General features: G+C 55.7%; 23 protein-coding genes. 12 read left to right on the top strand and 11 right to left on the bottom strand.

Going from position 1 to position 26,058, the window contains the following annotated elements; all coding sequences use genetic code 11:
* Nucleotides 1-71 precede the first annotated feature (71 nt).
* From ACR0EZ_RS11915 to ACR0EZ_RS11905, 3 genes are read left to right on the top strand one after another with little or no spacing between them, the layout of a single operon-like run.
* On the top strand, nucleotides 72-332 hold the full coding sequence (locus ACR0EZ_RS11915; RefSeq protein WP_480613260.1) for a hypothetical protein: 261 nt from the start codon (nucleotides 72-74) through the stop codon (nucleotides 330-332).
* Nucleotides 333-340: 8 nt separating this feature from the next.
* Nucleotides 341-907, top strand: coding sequence for a GNAT family N-acetyltransferase (locus ACR0EZ_RS11910; protein ID WP_480613258.1), 567 nt, complete (start codon nucleotides 341-343; stop codon nucleotides 905-907).
* Between the two features lie 41 nt (nucleotides 908-948).
* A complete protein-coding gene (locus tag ACR0EZ_RS11905) occupies nucleotides 949-4,389 on the top strand; it encodes a pyruvate carboxylase (protein WP_480613256.1) in 3,441 nt (1,146 codons plus the stop codon).
* A gap of 113 nt (nucleotides 4,390-4,502) precedes the next feature.
* On the opposite strand, the gene ACR0EZ_RS11900 is transcribed toward ACR0EZ_RS11905, so the two are convergent.
* Nucleotides 4,503-4,961, bottom strand: a complete 459-nt coding sequence (locus ACR0EZ_RS11900) for an Lrp/AsnC family transcriptional regulator (RefSeq protein ID WP_170497330.1) — start codon at nucleotides 4,959-4,961, stop codon at nucleotides 4,503-4,505.
* Nucleotides 4,962-5,075: 114 nt separating this feature from the next.
* Between ACR0EZ_RS11900 and ACR0EZ_RS11895 the strand changes: the two genes are divergently transcribed.
* Both ACR0EZ_RS11895 and ACR0EZ_RS11890 read left to right on the top strand, forming a co-directional pair.
* Complete coding sequence (locus ACR0EZ_RS11895) at nucleotides 5,076-6,278, top strand: methionine gamma-lyase (protein ID WP_480613254.1); 1,203 nt, start codon at nucleotides 5,076-5,078, stop codon at nucleotides 6,276-6,278.
* Nucleotides 6,279-6,288: 10 nt separating this feature from the next.
* A complete protein-coding gene (locus tag ACR0EZ_RS11890; RefSeq protein WP_480613252.1) occupies nucleotides 6,289-8,685 on the top strand; it encodes a 1-deoxy-D-xylulose-5-phosphate synthase N-terminal domain-containing protein in 2,397 nt (798 codons plus the stop codon).
* 254 nt (nucleotides 8,686-8,939) lie between these two features.
* Here ACR0EZ_RS11890 and ACR0EZ_RS11885 read toward each other — a convergent pair whose 3' ends face one another.
* The 3 genes from ACR0EZ_RS11885 to ACR0EZ_RS11875 form a co-directional block, all read right to left on the bottom strand.
* Nucleotides 8,940-10,748, bottom strand: a complete 1,809-nt coding sequence (locus ACR0EZ_RS11885) for a caspase family protein (RefSeq protein WP_480613250.1) — start codon at nucleotides 10,746-10,748, stop codon at nucleotides 8,940-8,942.
* Between the two features lie 353 nt (nucleotides 10,749-11,101).
* On the bottom strand, nucleotides 11,102-12,901 hold the full coding sequence (locus ACR0EZ_RS11880; RefSeq protein WP_480613249.1) for an NAD(P)-binding domain-containing protein: 1,800 nt from the start codon (nucleotides 12,899-12,901) through the stop codon (nucleotides 11,102-11,104).
* 148 nt (nucleotides 12,902-13,049) lie between these two features.
* Nucleotides 13,050-14,681, bottom strand: coding sequence for a sigma-54-dependent Fis family transcriptional regulator (locus tag ACR0EZ_RS11875; protein ID WP_480613247.1), 1,632 nt, complete (start codon nucleotides 14,679-14,681; stop codon nucleotides 13,050-13,052).
* A gap of 164 nt (nucleotides 14,682-14,845) precedes the next feature.
* On the opposite strand from ACR0EZ_RS11875, the gene ACR0EZ_RS11870 reads away from it, so the two are divergent.
* The 5 genes from ACR0EZ_RS11870 to ACR0EZ_RS11850 all read left to right on the top strand — a co-directional run bounded on the left by ACR0EZ_RS11870 (nucleotide 14,846) and on the right by ACR0EZ_RS11850 (nucleotide 18,894).
* On the top strand, nucleotides 14,846-15,112 hold the full coding sequence (locus tag ACR0EZ_RS11870) for a hypothetical protein (protein WP_480613245.1): 267 nt from the start codon (nucleotides 14,846-14,848) through the stop codon (nucleotides 15,110-15,112).
* Between the two features lie 412 nt (nucleotides 15,113-15,524).
* Nucleotides 15,525-16,352: a LuxR C-terminal-related transcriptional regulator gene (locus tag ACR0EZ_RS11865; RefSeq protein WP_480613243.1), complete on the top strand. Its 828-nt coding sequence runs from the start codon at nucleotides 15,525-15,527 to the stop codon at nucleotides 16,350-16,352.
* A 300-nt stretch (nucleotides 16,353-16,652) separates the two neighbouring features.
* Nucleotides 16,653-17,546 carry a GNAT family N-acetyltransferase gene (locus ACR0EZ_RS11860; protein ID WP_480613241.1) on the top strand — a complete coding sequence of 298 codons (894 nt, stop codon included), beginning with the start codon at nucleotides 16,653-16,655 and terminating at the stop codon, nucleotides 17,544-17,546.
* A gap of 365 nt (nucleotides 17,547-17,911) precedes the next feature.
* The gene (locus ACR0EZ_RS11855) at nucleotides 17,912-18,481 is read left to right on the top strand and encodes a peroxidase-related enzyme (protein ID WP_170403770.1); all 570 of its coding nucleotides are present in this window, start codon (nucleotides 17,912-17,914) and stop codon (nucleotides 18,479-18,481) included.
* 68 nt (nucleotides 18,482-18,549) lie between these two features.
* Nucleotides 18,550-18,894, top strand: coding sequence for a cupin domain-containing protein (locus ACR0EZ_RS11850; RefSeq protein ID WP_170403774.1), 345 nt, complete (start codon nucleotides 18,550-18,552; stop codon nucleotides 18,892-18,894).
* Nucleotides 18,895-19,295: 401 nt separating this feature from the next.
* Here the strand turns inward: ACR0EZ_RS11850 and ACR0EZ_RS11845 are convergent, their stop codons facing one another.
* From ACR0EZ_RS11845 to ACR0EZ_RS11835, 3 genes are all read right to left on the bottom strand, one after another.
* A complete protein-coding gene (locus ACR0EZ_RS11845) occupies nucleotides 19,296-20,990 on the bottom strand; it encodes an adenylate/guanylate cyclase domain-containing protein (protein WP_480613239.1) in 1,695 nt (564 codons plus the stop codon).
* Nucleotides 20,987-21,220, bottom strand: coding sequence for a hypothetical protein (locus ACR0EZ_RS11840; protein WP_480613237.1), 234 nt, complete (start codon nucleotides 21,218-21,220; stop codon nucleotides 20,987-20,989). The genes ACR0EZ_RS11845 and ACR0EZ_RS11840 overlap by 4 nt, the downstream gene beginning before the upstream one ends.
* Nucleotides 21,221-21,298: 78 nt before the next feature.
* Nucleotides 21,299-21,466: a GFA family protein gene (locus ACR0EZ_RS11835; RefSeq protein WP_480613235.1), complete on the bottom strand. Its 168-nt coding sequence runs from the start codon at nucleotides 21,464-21,466 to the stop codon at nucleotides 21,299-21,301.
* A gap of 215 nt (nucleotides 21,467-21,681) precedes the next feature.
* Between ACR0EZ_RS11835 and ACR0EZ_RS11830 the strand changes: the two genes are divergently transcribed.
* Nucleotides 21,682-22,176, top strand: a complete 495-nt coding sequence (locus tag ACR0EZ_RS11830; RefSeq protein WP_170517372.1) for a DUF6714 family protein — start codon at nucleotides 21,682-21,684, stop codon at nucleotides 22,174-22,176.
* Between the two features lie 179 nt (nucleotides 22,177-22,355).
* Here the strand turns inward: ACR0EZ_RS11830 and ACR0EZ_RS11825 are convergent, their stop codons facing one another.
* The 3 genes from ACR0EZ_RS11825 to ACR0EZ_RS11815 form a co-directional block, all read right to left on the bottom strand.
* On the bottom strand, nucleotides 22,356-22,496 hold the full coding sequence (locus ACR0EZ_RS11825) for a hypothetical protein (protein ID WP_170403785.1): 141 nt from the start codon (nucleotides 22,494-22,496) through the stop codon (nucleotides 22,356-22,358).
* 69 nt (nucleotides 22,497-22,565) lie between these two features.
* A complete protein-coding gene (locus ACR0EZ_RS11820; RefSeq protein ID WP_170660740.1) occupies nucleotides 22,566-23,399 on the bottom strand; it encodes an alpha/beta hydrolase family protein in 834 nt (277 codons plus the stop codon).
* Between the two features lie 328 nt (nucleotides 23,400-23,727).
* A complete protein-coding gene (locus ACR0EZ_RS11815) occupies nucleotides 23,728-24,189 on the bottom strand; it encodes a hypothetical protein (RefSeq protein WP_170660739.1) in 462 nt (153 codons plus the stop codon).
* 319 nt (nucleotides 24,190-24,508) lie between these two features.
* Here ACR0EZ_RS11815 and ACR0EZ_RS11810 point away from each other — a divergent pair, with 319 nt between their 5' ends.
* Nucleotides 24,509-25,420, top strand: a complete 912-nt coding sequence (locus tag ACR0EZ_RS11810; RefSeq protein ID WP_480613232.1) for a homocysteine S-methyltransferase family protein — start codon at nucleotides 24,509-24,511, stop codon at nucleotides 25,418-25,420.
* Nucleotides 25,421-25,623: 203 nt separating this feature from the next.
* On the opposite strand, the gene ACR0EZ_RS11805 is transcribed toward ACR0EZ_RS11810, so the two are convergent.
* Nucleotides 25,624-26,019, bottom strand: a complete 396-nt coding sequence (locus ACR0EZ_RS11805) for a hypothetical protein (RefSeq protein WP_170660738.1) — start codon at nucleotides 26,017-26,019, stop codon at nucleotides 25,624-25,626.
* Nucleotides 26,020-26,058: the final 39 nt, after the last annotated feature.

Raw genomic sequence — 26,058 nt, 5'->3', positions numbered from 1 at the left:
CCCACAGATACCGAGAAAACAGATACACCAGCGTATCGATCACCGATGAGGCAAACTAGGGAAAGACCAGAATGGCCAATGCCGTACACCACATTATCCGCGTTCGGGGTGAAAACCGGCCTGTAGACTTCCGCACAACGGCCTTTGACCTTTTCGTGGCGAAACGTCTGGAATTCGACGGTTCCGATTTCGCGTGCCTGTTTGATCCGGAATCCGCGCTCAAACTGGCGCTGATCGATAACAGCGGCACGCTGACGGCCTCTACCTTCTTTGTTGTGTCCCCCGATGGATGCCCGATCGACACGCGACCCAACGCAGGGCATCGCCTATGATCTTGCCCATGACCAGAAAAGGCTCTTCCAGCGCCCCTGATGCCTGTGTCGGCAAGGCATTTTTGCGCCCCTACCGGCGCTCGGATGCAACGGCCATTCGCAAGGCACTGCGAGATCGAGGTCTGGTGCAGTGGCTCGCGGCTTTGCCGATACCCATCGATCATACCTCGCTACAGGAATATACCCGCTTTCTAGCCGATGCGGATGTAATCGCTCGCGCAATTTGCATCGGTGACGAGGTGATCGGCATTGTCAGCCTAGGAACCGAACTGTCTTTCTGGCTGCGCCGCGATATGCAAGGTAAAGGCATAGGCAGATGGGCTGTGCGTTGTTTTCTGGAACAGTTGCCAATGGGCGTACAACACGTAGAAGCCTGTTGTTTGGCGCACAACACCGTCTCCATTCTTCTACTGCTTGATGCCGGTTTCGAGGAAACCTCCGCGCCTTTCAAACGCTTCTCATTCGCCCATGGCAAAGCGATGGAATTCAGGCGATTCCGCCTGTCGCGAAAGCAATCCGGGGGACTGTCAACGGGGTCCGCCTGTTTGCAATACGCCTCGCACCCACCCTGCTGATCCGCTTATTGGATGCCACACCTAAATGACCGGGACCTGACATGACTGACTTCAAAAAGATCCTGATCGCCAATCGCGGCGAGATTGCCATTCGCGTGATGCGGGCAGCGAATGAGATGGGCAAACGCACCGTCGCTGTTTTCGCCGAAGAGGACAAACTGGGCCTCCATCGCTTCAAGGCGGATGAGGCCTATCGCATTGGCGAAGGCATGGGGCCGGTTGCGGCGTATCTGTCGATTGACGAGATCATCCGCGTGGCCAAGGACTGCGGCGCGGACGCGATCCACCCCGGTTACGGCCTGCTATCCGAGAACCCCGATTTCGTGGATGCCTGTGTTCAGAACGGGATCACCTTTATCGGCCCCAAGGCGGAAACCATGCGCGCGCTGGGTGACAAGGCCAGCGCCCGTCGTGTTGCCATTGAAGCCGGCGTTCCTGTGATCCCAGCGACCGAAGTGCTGGGCGATGACATGGATGCGATCCGGGCTGAGGCCAAGGAAATCGGCTATCCTCTAATGCTCAAAGCGTCCTGGGGTGGCGGTGGCCGTGGTATGCGCCCGATCGAATCCGAGGATGAGCTGGAAGAAAAGGTGCTGGAGGGTCGCCGCGAGGCCGAGGCCGCCTTTGGCAATGGCGAGGGCTATCTGGAAAAGATGATCACCCGCGCCCGCCATGTCGAGGTGCAGATTCTGGGCGACAAGCATGGCGAGATTTATCACCTTTATGAACGCGACTGCTCGGTCCAGCGCCGGAACCAGAAGGTCGTGGAACGCGCCCCCGCCCCGTACCTGAGCGACGCGCAACGCGCCGAGATTTGCGAGCTGGGCCGCCGCATCTGTGCCCATGTGAACTATGAATGCGCGGGGACTGTCGAATTCCTGATGGATATGGAAACCGGCAAGTTCTACTTCATCGAGGTGAACCCCCGCGTGCAGGTCGAACACACCGTTACCGAAGAAGTCACCGGCATCGACATCGTGCAAGCCCAGATTCTGATTGCCGAGGGCAAAACGCTGGCTGAAGCAACCGGCGCGGCAAGTCAGGCGGATGTGCAACTGAACGGGCACGCGTTGCAGACGCGGATCACCACCGAGGATCCGCAGAACAACTTCATCCCGGACTATGGCCGCATCACCGCATATCGGGAAGCAACCGGCATGGGCATCCGCCTGGATGGCGGCACCGCCTATTCGGGCGGGGTGATCACGCGGTATTACGACTCGTTGCTGACCAAGGTCACTGCCTGGGCACCAACGCCGGACATGGCAATCGCCCGGATGGACCGCGCCCTGCGCGAGTTCCGCATTCGTGGGGTCAGCACCAATATCGACTTCGTCATCAACCTGCTGAAGCATCCGATCTTCCTGTCGAATGAGTACACCACCAAATTCATCGACACGACGCCGGACCTGTTTACCTTCAAGAAACGCCGCGACCGGGGCACCAAGGTTCTGACCTACATCGCGGATATCACGGTAAACGGGCATCCCGAAACCAAGGACCGCCCCGAACCGCGCGCCGATCTGAAAGAGGCCAGGCCCCCCGCTTTGAAAGCCGAACCGCAGATGGGCACCCGCAACCTGCTGGAACAAAAGGGTCCGCAGGCGGTGGCCGACTGGATGAAGGCGCAGCGGCAATTGCTGATCACCGACACCACCATGCGCGACGGCCACCAGTCGCTGCTGGCGACCCGGATGCGCTCGATCGACATGATCAAGGTGGCGCCGACCTATGCGGCGAACCTGCCGCAACTGTTCAGTGTCGAATGCTGGGGCGGTGCGACCTTTGATGTGGCCTATCGCTTCCTGCAGGAATGCCCGTGGCAGCGTCTGCGCGACCTGCGCGAAGGGATGCCGAACCTGATGACCCAGATGCTGCTGCGCGGGGCCAATGGCGTCGGCTACACCAACTATCCCGACAACGTGGTGCAGGAATTCGTCCGTCAGGCGGCGCAAAACATCGATGTGTTCCGCGTGTTCGACTCGCTCAACTGGGTCGAGAATATGCGCGTGGCGATGGATGCCGTGGTCGAGAACGGCAAGATCTGCGAAGGCACCGTGTGTTACACCGGCGATATTCTGGACCCGGATCGCGCCAAGTATGACCTGAAATATTATGTCGGCATGGCCAAGGAACTGCGCGATGCAGGCGCGCATGTGCTGGGTCTTAAAGATATGGCTGGCCTGCTGAAACCGGCCTCGGCCCGCATCCTGATCCGGGCACTTAAGGAAGAGGTCGGGCTGCCGATCCACTTCCACACCCACGACACCGCAGGCATCGCCAGCGCTACCATTCTGGCTGCCTCCGAGGCGGGCGTGGACGCGGTGGATTGCGCGATGGACAGTTTCTCGGGCAACACGTCTCAGGCGACGCTGGGCACCGTGGTCGAGGCGCTGCGCCATACCGAGCGCGACACCGGGCTGGACATCAAGGCCATCCGCGAGATTAGTGATTATTTTGAGGCGGTGCGCGGCCAATACGCGGCCTTTGAATCCAGCCTGCAGGCCCCTGCATCCGAGGTCTATCTGCACGAGATGCCCGGCGGTCAGTTCACCAACCTCAAGGCGCAAGCGCGCAGTCTGGGTCTGGAGGAGCGCTGGCACGAAGTGGCGCAGATGTATGCCGATGTGAACCAGATGTTCGGTGACATCGTGAAGGTGACGCCGTCGTCCAAAGTTGTGGGTGACATGGCGCTGATGATGGTCAGCCAGAACCTGAGCCGTTCCGACGTGGAAAGCCCGGATACGGATGTGGCCTTCCCGGATTCCGTCATCGACATGATGCGCGGCAATCTGGGCCAGCCTCCGGGTGGCTTCCCCGACACGATCATCAAGAAAGTGCTCAAGGACGAAGCCCCGAATACAGAGCGTCCGGGCAAGGATGTCGAAGCCGTCGATCTGGAAGCCACCCGCGCCGACCTGTCCAAGCAGCTGGAAGGCAAAGAGGTCGATGACGAGGACCTGAACGGCTATCTGATGTATCCCAAGGTGTTCCTGGATTACATGGGCCGCCACCGCGTCTTCGGCCCGGTCCGCACTCTGCCCACCCGCACCTTCTTCTACGGTATGGAGCCGGGTGAAGAGATCACTGCCGAGATAGACCCGGGCAAAACGCTGGAAATCCGCTGCCAGGCCGTCAGTGAGACTGATGAAAAGGGTGAGGTCAAAGTGTTCTTTGAACTCAACGGCCAGCCGCGCGTGATCCGGGTTCCGAACCGCATGGTGACATCGACCACGCAGGCCCGGCCCAAGGCCGAGGCAGGCAACCCGAACCATGTCGGCGCGCCGATGCCGGGTGTCGTGGCCACCGTCGCCGTCACCGCCGGTCAGGAGGTCAAGGAAGGCGACATGCTGCTGACCATCGAAGCGATGAAGATGGAAACCGGCATCCACGCCGAGCGCGACGCGGTGGTCAAAGCCGTTCATGTGCAACCCGGCGGCCAGATTAACGCTAAGGACCTTCTGGTCGAACTGGAATTCTAAAACTGTGCGCCCTCTTCTAGCTCTGTGCTCAATGACGGATGTGTCGCAAACTTTTGCGACAGCCAGAGTCAGCGACTTACTGGACGCGGCTACTGCCGCCACTGCAGGGACGGTCAGTCGATTGCCGGAAACACGTTGGTCTTCTTTACGGTAGAATAAACGAAACTGGTATCGATCGAGGCAATGCCTCCGATGGGATGGATGCGATGGCGGATGAAATCCTCATAGTCATCCAGCCCGGGCACCACCACACGCAACTGATAATCAGAGGCTCCGGTCAGGACATGGCACTCAAGCACTTCGTCAATCGCATGGATCCTGCTTTCGAAGCGCCGTACATCGTCTTCATTGTGGCGCTCCAACCGGATGCGCACAAAGACCGTGATCGGCAGCCCATAGGCTTTCGCGTCCACCTCGGCGCTGAATCCCCGGAGCGTGCCGCTTTCCTCGAGGTTGCGCAAGCGGCGCAGGCAGGGCGACGGCGACAAGTTGACTGCGGCAGCGAGGTCCTGATTAGTCATACGCCCATTTGCCTGCAGGGCGCGTATGATCTGTCGGTCTTTGGCGTCCACTTCGCCCCCTTGTTGGCAGATAATGCTAAAATTCATTTAATACGCAGCATAATTCGCAATCTCCCCCCTGCCAATACATCGCATCCTGCCTCAAACAACATGAGAGAGGTTGCCATGAATTCATCCAAAGGCTTCGCCACCCGTGCCATCCACCACGCCTATGATCCTCAGCAGAACCAAGGCGCGCTAACACCGCCCCTACATCTGACATCGACCTTTGCGTTTAAGACAACAGAGGTCGGGGGCGAGATGTTCGCCGGTGAACGTCAGGGGCATATTTACAGCCGCATCTCAAACCCGACCTGTGACCTGCTGGAACAGCGCATCTCCACGCTTGAAGGGGCTGAAGCCGGGTTGGCCTTGTCGTCAGGTATGGGGGCGATCACTGCGGTGCTGTGGACCCTGCTGTCACCCGGCGACGAGGTGATCGTGGACAAGACGCTTTACGGCTGCACCTTCGCCTTCATGCAACATGGGCTGGCGAAATGGGGGGTGACAATCACCCATGTAGATATGACTGACCCGGAGAACCTGCGCGCGGTGATCTCGGAGCGGACCCGGGTCGTCTATTTCGAAACCCCGGCCAACCCGAATATGAGATTGGTGGACATTGCCGCCACCGCCAAGATCGCGCATGAAGCCGGGGCGCAGGTGGTCGTCGACAATACCTATGCCACGCCCTTCCTGACACGACCCATTGAACTGGGTGCCGACATCGTGCTGCATTCCGCGACCAAGTATCTCGGTGGACATGGTGACGTGGTTGCCGGCTTGGTTGTCGGAGCGGCAGAACAGATCGCCGAGATCCGGCTTGTTGGCATGAAGGACATGACCGGCGCGGTCATGGCGCCGTTCAATGCGATGCTGATCCTGCGCGGGTTGAAAACTCTGGCCCTGCGTATGGAGCGTCATTGCGCTTCGGCTCGAATTGTGGCCGACCATCTTCAGGAACACCCGTCAGTCCGGGCCGTACACTTTCCCGGGCTGGAAAGTTTTGCCCAACACGAACTTTCGACGCGCCAGATGTCCAAGTCCGGCGCGATGATCGCCTTCGAAGTCGACGGTGGCATGGCAGGTGGTGTTCGGTTCATGAACAACCTGAATATGATCCAGCGAGCCGTGTCCTTGGGCGATGCCGAAACGCTGGTCCAGCATCCGGCCTCGATGACCCATTCGACCTATACGCCCGAAGAACGCGCCGAACATGACATCACCGACGGGCTGATCCGCTTGTCGGTTGGGTTGGAGGATGTCGATGACATCATAGCCGACCTTGATCAAGCACTGCCTCAACCTATGCATCACGCCGCCGAGTAAGGAGCCTCTCATGCCCACCGATATTGCCCACCTTAAGACCATCGAGCAACGGCTTTTGTGGCTGTCACACTGGATGATTCACCACGCCAATCATGTTCGGCCCAAGGTGGACGGGATCAAGATCGGTGGGCATCAGGCTTCGTCGGCTTCAATGGTGTCAATCATAACGGCGCTGTATTTCTCGGCCCTGAAGCCTGAGGACCGTGTGGCCGTCAAGCCTCATGCATCACCGATCTTTCACGCGATGCAATACCTGATGGGCAACCAGACACGCGAGAAGATGGAGAACTTCCGGGGCTTTGGCGGGGTGCAGTCTTATCCCAGCCGGACCAAAGATATCGACGACGTGGATTTCTCCACCGGCTCGGTGGGCCTTGGTGTCGCGATTACGTCGTTCGCCTCGATCATCCAAGATTACATCAAGGCCAAAAGCTGGGGAAGCGATGCCCCGATGGGGCGCATGGTTGCGCTGGTGGGCGATGCCGAACTGGATGAGGGCAACATCTACGAGGCCCTGCAGGAAGGCTGGAAAAACGACCTGCGCAACACGTGGTGGATCATCGACTACAACCGGCAGTCGCTAGACGGGATCGTGCGCGAGGGGCTGTTTGAACGAATCGAAATGATTTTCGATGCTTTCGGATGGGACGTGGTACGGGTGAAGCACGGCGCATTGCAGCGCGCGGCCTTTGAGAAGCCGGGCGGACACAAACTGCGCGACTGGATCGACGCCTGCCCAAATCAGGAATACTCGGCACTTACGTTTATGGGCGGAGCAGTCTGGCGCAAGAGGTTAATGGATGATCTTGGAGACCAGGGTGATGTCTCTGCCCTAATCGACAGACACAGCGACGACGAACTGGCAGCCCTGATGGAAAACCTCGGCGGTAACTGCGTCCAGACCATGGCGGAAACCTTCGACGCCATCGATCACGACCGACCCACCTGCTTCCTGGCCTATACGGTGAAAGGCTGGGGTACGCCCATTGCAGGCCACAAGGACAATCATGGGGGGCTGATGAACAACACGCAGTTCGCCGCCTGGCAACAGCACATGGGCGTTGCAACGGGCGATGAGTGGGAACCTCTGGCCACGGTCGAATACCCCGCCGCACTGCGTGATTTCCTGTCTAAGGTTCCCTTTTTTGCCAAAGGCATCCGGCGGTACAACGATGACAAGCTTGCCGTGCCCGACATCGACATTGATACCTCCCGTGAGACCTCGACCCAGATGGCCTTTGGCAAGATCCTCGACGATCTCTCTAAAGGGGACAGTGATCTGGCTGCCCGGATTGTCACCGCGTCCCCTGATGTAACGGGGACCACCAACCTTGGTCCTTGGGTGAACCGGCGCAAGCTTTTCGCCCGCTCCGAACAGGCCGACGTCTTTATCGAACACCGCATTCCGTCGACTGCCAAATGGGAATTCACGCCGGAAGGACAGCATATCGAGCTGGGCATCGCCGAAATGAACCTGATGCTGCTTCTGGGCGCCGCTGGCCTGTCGCATTCGATCTTCGGCAAGCGGCTTATCCCCATCGGCACCGTCTATGATCCCTTCGTGGCGCGCGGCCTCGATGCGCTAAACTACGCTTGCTACCAGGACGCCCGATTTATTCTGGTGGGCACCCCCTCTGGCGTCACGCTGGCCCCGGAAGGCGGAGCACACCAATCGGTCGGCTCGCCTCTGATCGGGATGAGCCAGGACGGGCTTGCCTCGTTCGAGCCTGCCTTTTCAGATGAGCTTGCGGTGATTATGAAATGGGCCTTCGACTATCTTCAACGCGATGGAGAGGGCGATCCATGCGAGCGCACATGGTTGCGCGACGAAACAGGAGGTTCAGTGTATCTGCGCCTGACCACCAATCCGATCGAGCAACCCGGCAAGCGTCATGACAACGCGTTCAAACAAGGGGCCATTGACGGGGCTTATTGGTTGCGTAAACCCGGACCGAACTGCGAGATCGTCATCGCCTATCAGGGCGCCGTCGCCCGCGAGGCGATCAAAGCGGCCGGGATGATCGGAGAGGGGCGCAGGGACGTCGGTGTGCTGGCCGTGACCTCGGCCGATCGGCTCAACGCAGGCTGGACCGCAGCCCAACGTGCCCGGTCTCGCGGGAATAAGTCTGCGCAGTCTCACATCGGGACCCTGATGGGTGATCTTCCGCCCCATTGCAGTGTCATCACCGTCATCGATGGTCACCCGGCGACGCTGTCCTGGCTTGGCTCTGTTGCCGGCCATCAGACCATCCCGATGGGTGTCGAACATTTCGGCCAAACCGGCACGATTGGCGACCTCTACCGCCATCACGGCATCGACGCCGATGCTATTGTCAAAATGGTAAACGGATTGACGGTTGGGAAGCATGTGAGCCCCGGTAGCTTGGCGCGCTCGGCCCACAACTAACTTCGCACCAAAGCCGTCATTCGACCCTGCCGCGGCGAATGGCGGCTACGCGGACAAAGCACCAATTCGCCGCGTTTGCGCCAATGTCGGCTTTCTTCGAAAACTGCCAGGGCCAAAAACCGTGTTTCGAAATTTCTGACTATTTGCGTGCACCCCACTTTGATGCGAGCTCGGCTCCATATTTTATGCATCTTGCTTTGACGTTTTAGGTGATCCCTTCGTGCGACACGCTAATCGCATTTGAATTGAAGAGCTTAGTCAAACTCGAAGATGAACCCGCTAAACCAGGTATGGTTAGCGTTCCGCCCTAACCCCAATGTTGCATCATTCCAGAACCGTGGTCCGGAGGGGCCATTGCGCTGACGACCGGAGCTGAAAAATTCGCCGTAATGCTCGTTCCCGCCGACGTTGTTTGGCTGACCGGGCGCCCAATTTGTGAAACTTGCCTTTTCCCCGTTGACCCAAGTCCAACCGCCTGACGGTTCGGCGGCGCGCTCAATCTGAAAAAGCCCGAATCCCGGACCGTGAATGTTGCCGTCGCGCTCGACGACAAACCTTGGGTCCCTGCTGAACAGCTCATAAATGAAATCATTCTCCGTTCGGCTAGTGACTGTTGCTAGATGCCCTCCGGCCGCTTGGGCAAGTTGGCTGGCCATTTCCCAAGTCAGCTTCAATCCCGGTGAACTATTGTCATTTCTCACGGCTACATAAAGACGCCCTTCGAAGTAATCAAAGATGTAGTGATAGCGAGGGAGCAGCTTGATCACGCGCTTCAACCTCGGTTCTAAGGCGTCCGGAAGATTGAGAGCGGAATACTGTCGGCTGATGTCGGACCTCAATTCGAGAACTGGACGTGGGTCAATCAGTCGTTGGAGTAGTTGCTCATCAACTCTGTCGCCAATGGACAATCCATTGTGCACTCTCGCTGCCGCGATCGCCCGACGGGTTCTTGGCCCCATGGCGCCATCTGGTGTTCCTGGGTCGAAGCCTGAATACATTAAGGAAGTCTGGAGCAACTGCGTCTGCTCTCTGCCCAAAATTGCTTCACCAGACGAATCGTAGGCAACGTCGAGCCAGACAACAGAGCGCGCACGCCGAGCGTTTTCCTGAAATACCTCAAGTTTCTGTTGGGCGCTTCGCACAAGCTGATTTCCTGGATACAGCTTTGCGTATTTCTGAATGAAACGCTCCCAGTTAATAATTGTGTTGAGCCGTTCGGCGCGGACGAAGTCATCGCTCAATCGATCAATCTCTTTGCTGTTGCTGAAGCCCTCGCTCTCCGGTTGGTTAACTGCAGGCACAAGAAAAATATCTTCGCTTGGCAGCGAGCCATAGGTGAAGGGTTGCTGCGCGCCTTCGGTAGCCTTGAACACGCTATCCCGGACCTTCCGGAATAGTTTGCTGATTTCGAGGCCCGGCTCCTCAATGTGCCTTAGGAGCCCCTCTGCATAGGGACTGTTCCGGCCCTGACCATCAAATGCGACGGTACCCTCCTTAGCGGCGTACCCTATGAGCACCCCATCTGGAAGCACGCCGCCCTGCGGATCGACGCGAACGAGGCCAACGCCGATGGAGCGCGAGGGTTGGTTCTGACGCAGGCGTTCGGCGAAGGGATTGTTGCGACAAGCATCGATTAGAACAACCTTGATTCCTCGCATGCCTGCCACGCGAGACATGACTGTGTCGAGCGTAACAGTTTCTGCCTCCGCATCGCCGTCATGCTTCAGTCGGGCATCCACTGGGATGAGGAAGTTGATTTGGTCCAGTTCGATCCCATGACCAGCAAAATAAATCAGAGATAGATCGGCGTTCTTCGCGTCCTCAGAGAAGTCATTAATGGCGGAAAGAAGACCGTCACGATCTAAATCTAGTCCGAGGCTGACGTCGAAGCCCATTCGTCGGAGTGCAGCTGCAATGTCATTGGCATCATTGATTGGGTTTTTGAGCTTTTCAACGTTTTCGTATGCTGCGTTGCCAATCACGAGGGCGAAGCGCTGGTCCTCGTTTGCATGTGCCGCAGTTGCGAGAAATACAAAGAGAATAGCAAAAAAGAACTTGAGCATTCTTGGCCTCGCCCACGGAATTGAAGTCGGCAAGGCCACCATAGCTTAGGATTTGCTTCCAAGAAAAGACTGCGCCCAGGACCAACGACCGTTGGCAGGAACCGTACCACAAACTATTGGCAAACCCAGTTTGATTTCTGCACGTTTTTGGCCCGAAACAAGGAGCGGACATTGGCGCACGGTGCAGCATCGGGCAAAGTGGGCTCTCCCGGCACATTCGCCGCGAGATCCATGAACGACGGCATCGGTAAGGAGCGCCTTTCGCGGCGTGGCGCACGCACTGGCAAGATGCGGCCAAAGCAGACTTTCAATCGAATAAATTGAAAGTCTGCTTCTCGGTCGCAGCACATGCTTTAACTGAGGTGATGCACTTCTTGCATGCCATAGACCGGCGTCGGGATACCCTCCATCCGGGCCTTTATTTGCAACGACAGGAACTGTGAATAATGTCGGGACTGATGCAGGTTTCCACCATGCATCCAGAGGTTTGGAAGCTGTGTCGGCTTCCACATATTGCGTTGCTCGCCTTCCCAAGGCCCCGGGTCCTTGGTTGTGTCAGAGCCCAGACCCCAACATTTCCCAAGCCGATCCGCCATATCCTGACCCATCAGGTCAGCAACCCAGCCGTTCATCGAATTATACCCGGTCGCATAGACCACCAGATCGGCATCCAGATGAGTTCCGTCATCAAGGATAACTCCGGTTTCATCAAGCGCAGAGACCTGACCGCGTTTCAGCTTGATCTCACCATCAATGATCAACTGGCTGGCCCCAATATCGATGTAGTAGCCTGATCCTCGGCGCAGGTATTTCATGAACAGCCCGCTGTCGTCATCGCCCCAATCCAGCCAGAACCCGGCCTTTTCCAAACCGTCATAAAACTCTTTGTCCTGCTCTTTCATCGCGGCATAGGCCGGAATCTGGAATTCATGCAGAATGCGATAAGGTAGTGATGCAAAGATCAGATCGGCCTTTTCGGTCGTCATGCCAGACCGCACCGCACGTTCAGAATAAAGATCGCCCAGTCCGATTTCCATGAGGGTGTCCGAGCGGACAATATGGGTTGAGGACCGCTGTACCATTGTCACATCGGCATCGTTTTCCCAAAGCGCGGCGCAGATGTCATGGGCCGAGTTGTTGGACCCCACCACGACAACTTTCTTGCCTGCCCATCTGGCCGGCCCGTCGTGTTCCGAAGAATGTGCCTGCTCACCCTTAAAAACATCCATACCCGGAAAATCAGGCATGCGTTTCTTGCCGGACATACCCGTCGCCATGATCAGCTGCTTGGGCCGCAACACCACCTCTTCGCCGTCCCGGTCTACCGTGATGGTCCATTCGCCCTTGTCTGCGTCAAACGTGGCGGATTTGGCCGTTGTGCGCGTCCAATAGTTCAGTTCCATAACCTTGGTGTACATCTCAAGCCAGTCACCGATCTTGTCCTTGGGCGAGAACACGGGCCAGTTTTCCGGGAACTTGATGTAAGGCAGATGGTCATACCAGACCGGATCATGCAGGCAGAGGGATTTGTAGCGATTGCGCCAACTGTCGCCAGGCCGGTCATTCCGTTCAACGATGATCGTCGGGACGCCGAGCTGTCGCAGCCGCGCACCCATGGCGATCCCACCCTGACCACCGCCGATGATGACGCAGTAGGGCTGTGTTTTGTAGCCCAGTTCAACCTCTTCTTGGGCCCGTTCTTCCGCCCATGTGGTCCTGTGTTTACCCGCACCATGCTTGGCCCCAAGTGGGCGGTTGAACCCTTTAGGCTCTTCATGACCTTTCAGCTCGACCATCGTGGTCAGCAAGGTCCATATCTTGCCATCCTTGAGGCGGATTAACCCAAAGCCGCGTGCCACTTCGGTTTCGAACTCGATCCATGCGGTGGTTATTCCGCCATCTTCAGTGGGCACTTCACCTTCGGCTATTTTCCAACCGCTCGGCTTTGTTGTGGCCAACTGATGCGCGAGCATATCTGCCACCTGCGCCTTGCCTTCGACCGTTTTGATATTCCAGGTAAAGCTGACCAGATCGCGCCAATAGCAATCGTCCTGGAACATATCGCAGGCGGCATCGATATCGCCTTGGGATAAAGCCGCACCGAAGTCATCCAGGAACCCCTGCACCTGATCCGAGAGTGTTGTGTCGAGCATGTCATCCTCCCTATCTCCACGGAGCAAAAGGCTGGCAAATCCGCGTCCCTTCGGGCAAGTCGATTTGGCGGCTCAACGCTTGACCTCGCCCAAAAATCCCAAGACCTGTTGCGCGCGCAACAAAGGCGCAACACGAAGGCATGTGCGTTTATGCAGGTGGAATAAGCCCGGCCTTTCGCACACGGCGCAGGATTGTCGACCGGTTCACGCCAAGGCGTCGCGCCACTTGAGACATATTCCAATCGCAGGCACGCAGCAGTGCTTCCAGATCATCTGAGTCCAGCTTTTGCGCAGGGGCGAGCGCCGGGGCTGGCAAATCCGTCAAGTCGATGATGTTGTCCTGACACAGGGCGACCGCGCTGTGCAGCAGATGTTCCAGTTCACGAATATTGCCGCTCCATAGTCGTGATTTCAGATCGGCGCGCGCGACTGTCGACAGGTGAATATCATGGCTTGCAAACCGTCGAAGCAGGCGATCAATTAGCCAATCCAGATCCGCTCGGTGGCGCAAAGGCGGCAGAGAAAATGTGGCCCCCGCAATCCGGTGCAGCAGATCTTCACGCAGACCGCCCTGCAATCCTGCCGGGGGCTGCCGACATGAGGCAATGATCCTCAGATCAGCCCGCCGCTCAAGCACTGCTAAAAGAGAGGCCTGTGCTGGCTCGCTCAGGTCTTCAACACCGCGCAGGTACAGCGTGCCGGGGTCGATGGTTTGGCAGAAATCGAATGTCTCGGTATCGCAGCAGATCACTGTGTGGAAATCCTGTCTCGCAGGATCGGCCATGTGGATCGCACGCGCCAGTTTGGTCTTGCCCGTGCCGCTTTCACCAGTCAGCAAAAGCGGCAGGCTGGTCGGTGCAAGACGTGCAGCATTGTTCAAAAGCTGCTGAAGGTCCGCATCCGGCCCAGCAAAACTGCCAAGGGCTCCGGGCAGAACCTGTTCTCGCTTGCGCAGGGCCGCCGTCATCTGCGACGTCTGTGGTGCAACGGCATGACCATAGAGCGCGCGCCCGTCCTTGAGGCGCAATACCCGGTCTTCTGAGGGCCTGCCGCGCATGAATTCGGGCATGTCATCAACACTGATTTCAAGCCAGTCCTGCAATTGCGACCCGATCAGGTGGCCCGAACCGTCCGGGTCCAGTGCGCGTCGGGCCCCCGAGGTCATACCAATGATCTTGCCGCTTCCGTCCACTGCAACCGCCGCTTCAGGATCGACCTCAAGAAATTCGGGGCTTGCTGAAAAGCGCAGGACCCAATCGCGCCTGGTCGATGCCATCAGGTTTGCCATCTCGACGCGACGGGCGGAATTCGTCACCAATGTCATGGCCAGATTCTGCGACGCCTTAGGCGAAGGGCCACGCAACAACGAAACATCCAGAACAGCCGCAAGACCACCTTTGGTATCGAAAATAGGCGCTGCCGTACAAGACAGCGGCGTATGCGTGATCGAAAAATGATCCCCCTGATGGATCGTCACCGGCTGACCTGTAACGATGCACGACCCTACCCCGTTCGTTCCTGCCAACTCTTCCGTCCACTTGAATCCCAGATGAAGACCGGCAGTTCTGAGTTCGTCCTCAAAGTTCCGGTCGCCAAAGAAATCGACGCAGACGCCATCCGCATCAGCAAGCAGCAGGACGTAGTTCTGCCCTGCAACCTGCGCAAACAACGATTGCAGCCCCGAGCGCGCTGTTGCGATCAGACGTTCCGATTGTTCCAGATGTTCACGGAATTTGGTGTCAGGCAGGATATGCGCGGGTTCCTGCCGTGAGGGATCCATACCATAGGTTTCAACGCAGCGCTGCCAGCTGTCCGCGACAAGCCGGTCTCTCCCTGTATCGAACCCGCTTAAGACACGGTCAATCTCTTTTGTGTGTTGGCGATCCAACAGCTTCCCGCCCTACAAATCCTCTCTAAAATTAGCATGAGGATGGCTTCGCGCCTATGTTCAAATTTCGTTTGGCAAACGTATTGGAGCTTTGCCTCGTCAAGCTGACCTTCGATAAACGCGCAGCATTGGGCCCTTTCGGGCTAGAAACAGCCATTCGCTACAGCTTGCATGAATGTCCGCTATGCGGACAAAGCGGACACTGGTTCGGAGCAAGCAATGTCGGCTTTCATATTGTTTTTGTCCAAGGCTGGGCGCTTGTCGTCCGCGCGGGTGACAAAGCTGAACTTCTACCAATGCTAGTTAGCTCCAAGGATCATTAACTTGGAGCAAGACAATGGCGAATTGGGCAAAAATCTCACGTAATGCCAAAGCCCACGGTGACTTTGCGGGGCGTAGCAAAGCTGAACAAGACGCGTACTTCGAGTTCTTTGCCGGATCGGAGCCGAGTACGCTTAAGTCAATTTTCGTTAGTGTCAGAAGGGTCTTCGATAAGGTAGAAGGAACCCGCACTGCAGATGGTTTGCGTTGGCCCATTGCTGGAGTAGCATCTTCCAAATCAACTACGAGCTAATGAGTATGCCTCGGTCCACGATCACAGAACTTAACGTCCATGATGCTATTCGGAGCGTGCTTGAAACCGACATAGAAAGCTATCTTGCGAGGGACCGCGAAACTTGGTTGAGGTGTTGGGTCGATGACACTCGTTTTCGAAGCGTTATGGAATGCGGAACGATGCAAATTGCGCGTTCGTTCGATGAATTTCGTCGGAATGTGTTTGATGCGATGGACGCCGAACCCGATCCAGTCCAAGCAGACGTACGGTTTGAAGGCCTTGAAATCCAGGTTAGCGATAACCTCGCTTGGGCAACCTATGAAGAGATTGTCACAAGCACGTCCAATCCTCGAGCAACACCAAGTCATTCACACAATTTTCGCCTCTTAGAACACAAAAATGGAGAATGGCGAATTGTATTTCATGGCTGTTGGGCAGAACCGCTCCGAGACACTGAGGACCCGGTGCTAGAAGTCGCTGTGGATGGTTGCGTCCTTTGGATGAATAAAGCCGCCGAGGCGGAACTGAAGACTTTCGATGGCCTTGCCCTCAGTAATGGAAAACTCCGTGCCTCGAAGCCGTCGTGGAATGCGAAACTCTACGACGCTATTTCTGGCGCTCACAAGCTAACCGCGTTCGGAAGTTACAATCTTGCAAAAAATGCTGGCGGAGGTGAGGTCAAGTATCCCGTCGTCTTGGGCGAAAACGTCGACGGCGGCTTGATGCTTTGCTGGGTCAAAGTTGCGGACGCGCGCGTGTACATTCTGTTTGGACCTGGCACCGATCTCTCAGAACAGATCGACATTGTTCAGGCGATCTTTTCGCTCTCAAATACGCAGACTGATATCGTCAGATTGATTGCCAAGGGGATGGAACTCTCAGAAGCCGCAGAAGCTATGGGCGTCACAAAGAACACTGCACGTACGCACCTTAGGCGCGTGTATGAAAAAGTCGGCGTGAACAGCCAGATCGAGCTCTTGCGGTTGGTAATGAGCTTTTCAATCTGAAGATTGGCGAGCAAAAGCGGCCATTCGAAACGCCTGCAGCATCCGTTAGTTTGGGCTCATTCCGGACCTCGGTGCCGTTGCAGCACAGGCCCCTACCCCGCCGTCAGCTGAACGCGTAGACGGCCCTTTCCGGACCTTATTAGACCAACACTAGTTTTGAATTTGGCCCACACGCGATTTTAGCCATTGAGAATGTAGGGACGCAGTCTTTACGTTGGCGCTACAGCATTCCTTACTTTTACTTGACAAAATCAAGCAACTCCATATTACTTGAATTTGTCAAGTAAATGGGATTGCAATATGGATCACATCTCGACAATTCGCGCCTTCAATCGGTTCTACACACAGAGAATGGGTTTGTTCTCCCCCGACTACGGCGGTAGTGGAATGAACCTCACAGAACTGCGGGTTTTCTATGAGATCGGAGTGCAAAATGGCTCAACTGCCCGGTTGATCGCCAATGCCCTGGACCTCGACGAAGGCTATGTCAGTCGTATCCTGAAGAACTTTGAGCGATCCGGATGGATTCTAAGAAAACCTTCTGAACATGATGCACGGCAAAAGGAACTTCATCTTACTGAATCTGGGCACCAGAAGTTTAGCGAGCTTGTCGACCGGATGGCGCTTGAAGTCCACAAGCGATTGGATGGGGCAGATGCAGGGCGCGTCGCCCGGGCCTTGGAGCAGGCGGTGAGATCATTTGACCTGTCGGGTCCAGTCGAGTTTCGCGAATTGACCCCGGGCGACGCCGGATGGGTCGTCAATCGGCACGCCGAGACCTATTACACGGATTATGAATTTGATTACCGCATGGAAATGCTCGTCATGCAAATCCTGGCGGCTTTTTTGCCGGTCCAAGGCATTGATGGAAACCGCGCCTTTATTGCTCATAGCGGCGAGACGCGGCTCGGATCAATTTTTTGCATGAATACAGAAGAACCCGGCGTCGCGAAACTGCGATTGTTCTTTCTGGAACCCGAGGCCCGCGGAATGGGCTTGGGCAAGCGTTTAATGACGATCTGTCTGAATCACGCACGTGCATCAGGGTTCAAACGCATGACGTTAATGACCCACGAGACACAGATAGTCGCACGCGCGCTCTACGCTAGATTCGGATTCACTTTGACAGAGCGCGTTTCCGGGTATCACTTTGGTAGTGAGAGCGTGCAAGAAACCTGGGACCTCACACTTTGATCTCACAACTGGGTTTTGCGCTCAGTGCGGCCGCGCATTGACGACCAGACATTCGCTGCGCGGCGTCGTATGAGCAAAATGAGCACGGTGCGGTCCTTGGAGCAGTGCCAGCACGTAGGCACGGCAAACCTACGCTCGGATAGTGACGGCCCATTCCAGCCATTCATCGTGTAAGCTCACGCTGCAATGCAGCTTCACCGAACCGGACTTTCGCTTCGGGAGCGATGTCCGTCGGTAGTCGAACTCACGGCCTAGCGGACCAAGCTGACATTTGTGAAGACCGAGCGAGATGTTAGTCTGATGCCAATGAGGCGTTTTGGGCAGCACATATTTCTGTCAAGATTTCTTGTCGTGGAGGACACCAAATGAAAAGGCTTTTCCCGTCACTTTCCGACGGCGCTACGCTCGGCGACGTATTTCAGATGTTTCCAAAAAAGTTGGCTCCATGGTGTGAGTATGAAAGCCTAGTAATGCGGGGAGAGAGCGAACTTTCTGCTTCTGAGCGGGAGCTTATTGCCGCCTATGTTTCTGGTTTGAATGCATGCTCATATTGCTACGACGCCCATACAGTCTTTGCCCGTGCTTATGGCATTGATCCAAAGGTGATTGAGGCACTGATGGAGGATCCAAACTCTGCCTCGGTGGATACTCGGATCCGGCCCATTCTCGCCTACGTCGCAAAACTCACACTCTCACCTGCCCGTATGACAGAAGAGGACTCACAGGCGGTCTACGATGCTGGATGGTCAGAAGAAGCATTGTTCGATGCTATTCAGGTTTGCGGCGTGTTCAATTTGGTGAACCGTATCATTGAAGGCTCTGGTATCAGCAAAATTGTGCACGACTCCGGAGCACTCGATGAGCAAACGCGCACAAAACTAACCAGCGATTCCTTCTACACCGATTTTGGCCGAGCCAACGGTCTCAATGTCTGAATTTGGGACGAAGCTGGCATATGGTTGCGCCGTTGTTATACTGCCCGTCTCAAAGAGAGGGACTTTCCATGTCTTGGCGACTTCTCCGAAAAGCTGACTGGGCTTCTAGCGACGGTTGGAACGGAAAGTTCGAAGGGGCGGATGCCGGCGTGGGCGTGTCATTTCTTTTCAATGAAGTCAGCGATGCAGGCAAAGGTCCCCCACTTCACAAGCATCCATACGATGAAGTCTATATCGTCAGGCAAGGCCAGGCACATGTAATTGTTGGAGACGACACAACGGAAGTGACCGTTGGTGATATTCTGATAATCCCGGCCGGCACCGCACACAAAGTCCTGACGGCGGGGTCAGGTCCGACCGAAATAATTAGCGTTCAATTGTCCGGAAAACTCGAGGTGCAATTCCTGGAGTAACGCCGTGCGTTTGAATCTTATTTGGCCTGACATGCTAAAGGCCCGCACCGGGATAATTGCTGCCATCAGTGTAATGGCAGTATCTTAAACCTGGCACTGTCTCGCTCTGTCGAGGACAGCCCGAACTGGACATTGAACATCGCCTCCGAATGCTGCTATTGCAGCCCACGCTCGCGGCATTCGCTGTGACTGCGAAAGTTAGCATCAGTAAAAATTGCCACTTTCCAGGGTTAAGAAATTTTCGCTGAACAAATCGTCATCGACGTCCGCATTGCGAATTGAGCGCTTTCACTGCTTGCAAATCCAAATTTAGGTTTAGGATTGTGAGCACGTCTCGTGGAGTTGGAAACCGATCATCGCATCCAACTCAAATTGCACACGACACTGTCTCGGGCGAACTTCTATTCAGGCAGCCCCACCGCGCGAAGCCCATCTAGGATTGCGTCCCACCGTGTGGGATCCTGAAAATGGAAACTGCGCACGCCGCTAATCCGGAAGTCCGGATCTGATGCCAAAAGGGCCTCCCGCGCCCTTTCTCCCTGAGCATTTAGACCGGCCTGACCCGCTGCGCTGGCAAGATACAATTGCGCGACCGGCAGCCCCGGCGAGTTTTGTAGAGCCCGGTTGGCATTGGCGATGGCATTCTCGAAGTCGCCCATAACCAGATATGTCTGGGCCAACGCTTGTGGGACACGGTGATATATCCGGTTCTTGGCCAGAGAAAATGAGCCCTTTTTGATGGACTTCAGTGCTAACTCTGGTTGGCCCATCAGGTTCTGAATCCAGCCCAGCACCATATGCCCCTGGGCAAACTGCGGACTGATTTCGAACCCACGTTCAACACACCGCACCGCCGCATCCAAATCGCCGGTAATGCCGTAGTGATAAATCCCCCGGATCAGGTGCAAGTAGTCGCTTTGGTCATTCAACGATACCGCCTTGCTCAGCCCGGAGTCGGCGGCTTCGATATCCTCCAGGCTTATCGGACGGTAACCCCATACCAATTCGCCGATCAACGTGTTCGCCTTCATCCCAACGGCCATGAAATTGCGTGGCTGGACCGTCAGGATCCTGTCCAGCAGACGACCCGCCGCCTCCCATTCTTCGGGCTGCGATCCCATCATGTAATGCCCCGCAAGATTCAGCATTACCTCGGGGTCGCTTGTCTCAGTCTCGGCCGCGTGCTCAGCAATTCGTTGCAGAATTCCGTATCGGATCGTTGTCGCGATTTCCCCTGACAACAGATCTTCTGCCACGAAAGGGTCGGAAAGATCACCGTTCATCCGCTGGGTCAGGTAGGTTGCTGACGTGCTCGTCTCGCGTAGCTTTAGGGTGGCGCGGACCTGGTTTCCAGAGGCCTGAAACACCGCCGTAGCGATATGGTCTGGGTCCGCGTTGAGAGCGATCAGATCCAATCCCGTAAGATTGGCAAGCGCCGCCTCAACGGTGTGATTGCAGGCTTCTGCCAGCATCTTGGCATCATCATTGCTGCCAAGGGCTTCGAATGCCGCGAGGGCTATGGTCGGTTTCCTGGATGTACCACCGATGGGTGGTGTGCTGACACTGTCCTGCGCACCATCTTGGTCCGGGGGCCAAACAAAGGCGCGGATCGGGCGCGAGATGTTTTTTAATGTCAATTCACCGACATCCGCAAATAGCTCGTCCATTACGCCAACGATCTGGTCACGAACGGCAGCGGAGATGCAAATCCCGCCCGTCGGGGCTGCGCCCTCTAAGCGAACTGCGAGATTCACACCGTCACCATAGATATCGCCATCATCAACAAACACATCGCCTATGTGAAGTCCCATGCGGTAACTGATCTGCCGATTTTGAGGAGCGGATTCTTCCTCTGAGCGAACTGCTTCTTGCGCCGCTATCGCAAACCGTACCGCTTCCACTACGCTTGAAAACTCGGCCAGAAATCCGTCGCCCGTTGACTTGATAATCTTACCACCTGCCTGCTTGATGCCGGGATCAAACACGGACACGCGCAGTTCTTTCTGACGCGCCAGCGTGGCTTCCTCGGCGGCTTCCACAAGCCGCGAGAAGCCGACAATGTCGGCAGCCAAGATCGAGGTGAGTTTGCGTTTCACCCTTCGGCTCGTGTGTTCAAGGAAATCCAACCGGTTTTATCCGGTTCAGCCACAGCAACCCCATCCCCACCGAACGATATTGGGACCGTCTGCCATTTCGGCAGGCCATCGGCCATGTCGAAAACACGCTCGCCGTAGAAGATGTGAAAGGCCGGCTCGAAGCTCAAACCAGATTCAGCCAGCGACATTGCGTAGACCGCGACGATGTCCTTTCCGGGTTTGATATTCACCAATGCACCCCCACATTTACCACAGGAAACACGATGGCTTTCATCATTCTTGTCCGAGTGAACCGTCGGTCCTGACAACTAGACATTGTCTGCCGACCAGAGGCACCAGGCATTGACCGGCGCCGAATGCCATTTTCTACAAGAGTGGCAATGACAATAAGCCATAACCATCGGCTCACCGACAGTAGAAACTCTACATGCGCCGCAGTAGCAGATTCCTTGGTAGGTTTCAGAATCGCCGCTCATCATCTTTTCCCAAATCGATCAAGGGCGCTCTTTGTAACACACTAAGGACACCCGGCTTCCGCAATACATTTCTAAACATACAACCCAATTTTGCTGCCCCAAAGTAGCTTCTTCATCTCCGCTGCTGAACTTCGAACGATATCCTGAAAAAGCCTCTGTCCGGTGTCCATGGCAATCACTCGATTTCGGGGTTTCAGCCAGTTTAATATGTCACCATGCCAAAGGTAACGACAACAACGGAAGCTCTTGCAACCCGGATCACTGCTGCATTTGACGGCCTTGATCCACCTGCTGATGATGAACTTCTTCACCCCGAAAGTATGGATGACGTGGATATTCTTGAATTCTATGGAGGGGTCAAATGGCATGAGATGACCGATCAAATGATCGTATACGGGTACGCAGCCCCCACTGCCTTCAGCGCCAAGGCCTTTCAGTATTATTTGCCCGCGTATCTGCTTTGGACTCTGCGAAATTCAGACAGTCCGGAATATGCCAGTGAAAGCATCCTACTTGCACTCGACCCCGGCACATCGAAAGAACTGCTGCATGAGTTCAGGAAGTCCAAGTTCAACCAATTGACGCCTGCACAGAACGAGGCCGTGTTGAGGTTTCTGTACTATTTTAGCGACCATCCTGATCTCGGTGAGTTAGCGGAAACTGCATTGGTCAACTACTGGATTGACCAAGGCGTGCGGTCACCGGGTTGATTATTTCTACCTATCTGATGTGGCTCTTCGCAGCGCTTTTTTGTCCTAACCGGTTTACTGCTGTCAGTGACTGAGAATGAGCAATGGCAACGGCTATGGGGCGGTTCCAGTGCGCTGTCACTTGGCCTTTTTGCAATATCCATGGCAGCGGGTGGTTTACTCAGAGGCCAGATAAGAATTCATTTTTCGATTATCCGCCGCTCCAGCCAGCCGCGTTTGTTCTTCAGCGCTATCGCATTGGTGTCCGCCGCCTGCGCCGGTGTCATCATTGCTGCTATCTGGGCAATTTCCTTTAAGGGTAAGTGAAGTTCACCCGACACGGTGTGCCTCGGAGCAAATGGGCTAGTTTTGGCTGAGCGATCACCCGACCGCTGTGATTTCGTGGTTCGTCAGTTTTCCAGGCTTTCGAACCAGTCGAGCGCCATCGTTCCCCATTCCTTTGGATAGCCGTGCCCACCGTCGTGTAAAAAGAGTTCAAGACTACCGTGTTCGCATTCCCACCGTTTGCGCCAAAGATTGGCCGTCACTTCGTTTTCTGTCGCGTTGTGTTGGCATTCGTTTCTTCGCCGCCATAACGAAAGACCCTCCCAGACATCGGCCTGGGTAATGGTGATATCGAACTCTTCATTGTGTATTGATCTGCCCTCAAGCGGCACAACCTTGTCAGTGAAACCGTGCGTATGAAGCATATGTACCGGGTCAAGACACTCCTGGGTCATGGGAAGCCAGAAGCCACCGGACGCAGGAGCATAGCCACGCGCCAGGTCAGGCGCGAGGCACGCAACTTCCCACACCATGGAACCACCTCGTGAGAACCCTGTCAGCAGCACCTGGTCCGGGTCTACGTCTGCACGGATCACGAGATCCGCCAGCACGTCACGGAGAAACCTGACATCAGAGCGGGGATAGGTAATCCACCCATCCCTAACCGACCAGTCAGCAGGTTTTCCTTCCAGCCATGGCAATGCGGTCGGTGCCACAAACGCATAACCCCGCGCAGTGAATGTTTCGACGAACTGCTTGTTTTTAAGTACCTTTGCTCCGGACCCGCCATAACCATGCAAGTGCATCACGACCGGCCCGCCCCGCCATTCATCTGGCAGGGCGATGTGGTATTCACCGGTGTCTATTTTGCAGGGATTGGATACATCTCCACAATCAAGCGCAAAGGCCTGCCCCGAAATCAGAAACATGGACAATGCGATTGTTACCTTTTCGAGCATATCTGGATCCCTCCCGATGTCTGACCGTACCATATTACGGAAAGGGCTTTTTTGAGACGGCGGTGGTGCAGAATTCCACTTTGCTGAGCAGCCTCACCTGACTGATCCAAAATGATCGTTAGTGCATCAGCGGCGTTTGCTCCATGGGTATGATGGTTTGAGGTGCTGGCGGACGATACACGAACTCACATTTCGTGGGACTAAGCGGACGTACGCCGCACTAATGCAAGTTATCCCGGAAGGATTGAGGCCAAGCCGCAAAAGCCACTTAAGACCGAATTAGTTCGAGACCAATCGAAACTGGACAGATACTAGATCCGCTGCCGTCTTAGTCCGGGATTTCCACGGTTCCGACAATATGAGTTCGCCTCAGGGGCAGCGCTTGGTATGCTGAGGCGATATCTGTTGTCGCTATGCCGCTGCCAGTCATTCCTTCGTAGCGCCCCGTCCCGGTGACGATTTCCCAAGTGTTTGCCTCGCCTTTTTCCCCGGCCTTCCATCGCATGATAAAAGTGTCATCACCTTCACCGAAAACGCATATTCCATTGATTGAGTTGGTGCCGTCTTCAAATCCAAATCCAGAACCCAAACATCTGGCAGGCCCATCATCCATTGGACCCTCAATTACTTCGAAACCACCCCGATTGTCTGTTAGGTGAAAAATGTGATCCCCAAGGTCAAAGTTCTCTTGATTTAGAGGGTAGACATTGTTGATTTCGATGCGTTGCTCGTCAGCACTGGCGGGAACACCGAGTGTCGCCAAAAGCAGGCTAATCCGTAGGACTCTCATCTGGTCCTCCAAAGATTGCCACTCATCTTAAGGGCCTTCAAAGCATTTACAATCAGCAATAACTCTGCGGACCCACCACTAATGGTGTACGGGGTTACGCGGTTCCAGCCAATTGATGGCGGACCAAATCGGGCGTCGGCAAGGGCTTGATGACGCTGCGGTGCAGCCCGCAGAAAAAGAATTTCGCTGCGGTTGCCAGTTGCCCGGCCAGATGAGGTCATGCTCAGGGAAGACACCCTGTCGTCGCCCTAAGGTTCACAGGAGACCCAAGACAATGTAGATTTCTATGAAGATTTGACAGCAATAGGCGTGGATCAGAATGGCGCGACAGTTCCCACTCGAAGGTGACAAGACCTTTCTGGTTTATGCCGGCACTGGCACAGACCTGATATTTAATCATGGGGTTGAGCTACCCGGTTTCGCGTCGTTTCCATTGCTGGAAGAACCTGACACCAGGGCAATACTGGCTGGTCAAATGCAGGCACTTGTCGATCTCGCCGGTGAAATGAGTGTCGGATGCATCCTTGATGCGCCCACATGGATGGCGAACGCCGACCGGGCAGCGCCTTTGGGGTACGATGCAGAACGGCTCGTTGAGGTGAACAAAGACGCGGTCAGTCTAATGGAAGACGTGCGCCAAGCTTCCGCTCGCAATGATATACTGGTGTCGGCCTGTATCGGCCCGCGCTATGATCCTTACGCCGACATCCCTCCGGTGACGGTCGAAGATGCACGCCAATACCACGCCGCACAAATGCACAGCCTGAAAGACACAAGCGTCGACCTGGTCACCGCTTATACGTTCAACCGTTCAAGTGAGGCTGCGGGATGCATCCTCGCCGCCGGAGACGCAGATCTGCCGATCATCATGTCTCTGGTTGTCGAAACGGACGGGTGTCTGGCGGACGGGACCAAACTTGTGGACGGAATTGATCAGATCGACGAGGCAACCGACTCGGCGGCGCTGTTTTTTATGGTCAACTGCGCTCATCCGACCCATTTCGCCGGAGCGCTTGGCAACCACCCCCGGCTGAGAGGCATGGTGGCGAACGCTTCGAGTTGCTCGCATGCGGAACTTGACGAAGCAGATGAGCTGGACGAAGGCGATCCAATTGAACTTGGTAAGCAGATTGCCGCGATTGCGAGGCAGAATCCGTCGATCCAAGTATTTGGAGGATGCTGCGGTACCGACATGCGCCACCTGAAATCGATGGCCATCGAATTGGCATAGCCAACTTAGTTTAATCTGAGCGATAGCGCTGATATCTAAGGTGATACCGTGATTTCTTTCCGCCACTTAAGCGGCCCAAAGCGGTCACTCAGCTGAGCACCTGGATACTGCGACCGCAGCCCTCTTTCCTGCCGTTCGCTGCGCGAGCGAAATTTGCAATTAACCAGATTTACGTCGAACAGGATACAATGAATCAACGAATTTTATTTGCTGGAGGCCGTGGACCATATCTTGGCTGAAATCCTGGATGGCAGGAGGTCCCTGAAGGAATGCCCTGGTCGCCACTCCACTTCGTGTATTTCATGAATGGTTTGGATATCCTCAACGGTCAGACGATCAAGCAGATTTACACCGGTAGAAGACTGGATCGCTTTCAGCACCGGTGCTTTGTGCGCAGGCGATTGCGCAACGACGTTGCCCAACTCGTCGTGATGCGCATCCATTGTGGGTTCGTAGAATTCATCTTCGATCATACCGCCAAACAAGCAGCTCGCGCCCTCGTGACGGTATGCACCAACGCCAAACTTTGGATTGAAAGCTTTTTTGTCCTGCGCTTCGAGGCGGGCAATGGCGGTGTCAAACAGGTCTGCAACACTCATGTTGGTTGATCCTCCTTCCATTGGGTAAGTTCGCAAAAA

The organism is Ruegeria sp. AK4 (assembly GCF_056541025.1).
This window is presented reverse-complemented; position numbering and strand designations above follow the sequence as displayed.